Source organism: Paraburkholderia rhynchosiae (assembly GCF_002879865.1).
GTDB classification, from domain to species: Bacteria; Pseudomonadota; Gammaproteobacteria; order Burkholderiales; family Burkholderiaceae; genus Paraburkholderia; species Paraburkholderia rhynchosiae.
Genome location: NZ_PNXY01000093.1, coordinates 1 through 1669, shown reverse-complemented (window position 1 = coordinate 1669; position 1669 = coordinate 1). Strand labels below are relative to the sequence as shown.

Below are 1669 nucleotides of genomic sequence, written 5' to 3'. Positions count from 1 at the left end.
TCAGCGCAATCAGCTTCGACCAAGGCACAACACGCCGCATCTCATCGAGAAATTCCCGCTTGCGCGTGCGCTTCGTTGACAGATCCAGACCAAGACCCAACTGCGACATCACTCTTCTCCTCAACTAATTCGCGTTGGTTCCAGGATAGCTGAACGGGGCGTCAATGCCAGGACTTTTGCAGACCTTCCTTAACTTTCATCGCCATGCTGGTCGATGATCTACGCCCACTCGTCGAATCACAGCGGCCGTTCGAATGGGACCGGCTGGGGCAGCATCTTCCGTACGAGTGGATCGAGTGTGCGGTACAGGCCAGTGGCAGTGCGAGCATTCGTCGGCGCCGGCTACCCGCGCAGCAGGTCGTATGGCTGGTGATTGCGCTGGCGTTGTACCGGCACCAGTCGATCAGTGAGGTCGTTGACGAACTGGACCTTGCCTTACCCACACCGCAAGCGTCATTTGTCAGTAAAAGCGCCATCGCCCAGGCGCGGCAGCGCACCGGCGCCGCTCCTCTGGCGTGGCTGTTTCACGAATCGGCCAGGAACTGGGTCGCGCAGGATCAGGCGAAGTATCTCTTCAAGGGCTTCGCGCTGTTCGCGATGGATGGCACCACGCTGCAAACCGCCGACAGTGCCGCCAACCGCAAGCACTTTGGCGCCTCAGCCGCCACTCATGACCGGGTGGGCAGCTATCCTCAATTGCGCGCAGTCACGCTCACCACCATTGCGACGCGTCTGGTGCGCGATGCCAGCTTCGGTCCTTACGACATCAATGAGATGATCTGGGCGCGTGAGCTTATCCCGCGCGTGCCAGATAACTCCATTACCGTGTTCGACAAGGGGTTCCTGTCGGCCCAGTTGCTATGCAACCTGGTCTCGGGTGGCGAGAACCGGCATTTCATCATCCCGGCCAAGTCCAATACGCGTTGGGAGGTGGTGAGGGGGCACGAAGGGGACCAGATCGTGCGCATGCGCGTTTCGCCGCAGGCACGAACGAAATGCCCGCAACTCCCCGAATTCTGGGAAGCTCGCGCGGTGCTTGCCGTCGATGTCCGCGGCAGGCAACGGATCTTGCTGACGTCCCTGACCGATCGACGGCGTTTCAAGGCGGCCGACATCGTGGCGTGCTACGAGCGTCGCTGGCAGATCGAGACCAGCTACCATGAATTGAAGCAGTCGATGCTGGGCATGGAGCTGACGCTTCGCAGTCAGACCGTGCAAGGGGTCTACCAGGAGCTTTGGGGCGCCCTGGTCGCCTACAACCTGATCCGTCTGGAAATAGCCAAAGCCGCGCTTGATGCTGGGCACGCGCCAGAGGATCTGAGCTTTATTCGGGCCTTCCATATCATCCAGTATGAAATGACATGGGCGGCCGTGACGCGCTCGTACGGCAAACTTCCCATGCTGCTGACTCGCTTGCGCGAGCGGCTCAAGCAGCTTCCCAACGAAAAACGGCCTGGGCGCACTTGCGCCCGGGCCGTCAAATCCAGACCTTTCCGTTACACCGTTCGATTCCTGAAGAGAGACCTTAACTGAACGGCATTACGTCGCAGTGTGGCATTTAAGGACATACGCGAAACCCCAACGGCTCATCGCTTCGCCCCGTGCATTAACGAACAATTCCGGTACTGCGACAGTTCCCCGTACCACCATCCAGGCACGCAACGCGTTA

General features: G+C 59.7%; 1 protein-coding gene and 1 pseudogene. One reads left to right on the top strand and one right to left on the bottom strand.

The features are described from left to right. Nucleotides 1–109 (bottom strand): annotated as a pseudogene (locus tag C0Z16_RS36910) (IS5/IS1182 family transposase); the annotation flags it as partial. 95 nt (nt 110–204) lie between these two features. Here C0Z16_RS36910 and C0Z16_RS36905 point away from each other — a divergent pair. Beyond that, nucleotides 205–1533 carry an IS4 family transposase gene (locus tag C0Z16_RS36905; protein WP_102636838.1) on the top strand — a complete coding sequence of 443 codons (1329 nt, stop codon included), beginning with the start codon at nt 205–207 and terminating at the stop codon, nt 1531–1533. Nucleotides 1534–1669 lie beyond the last annotated feature (136 nt).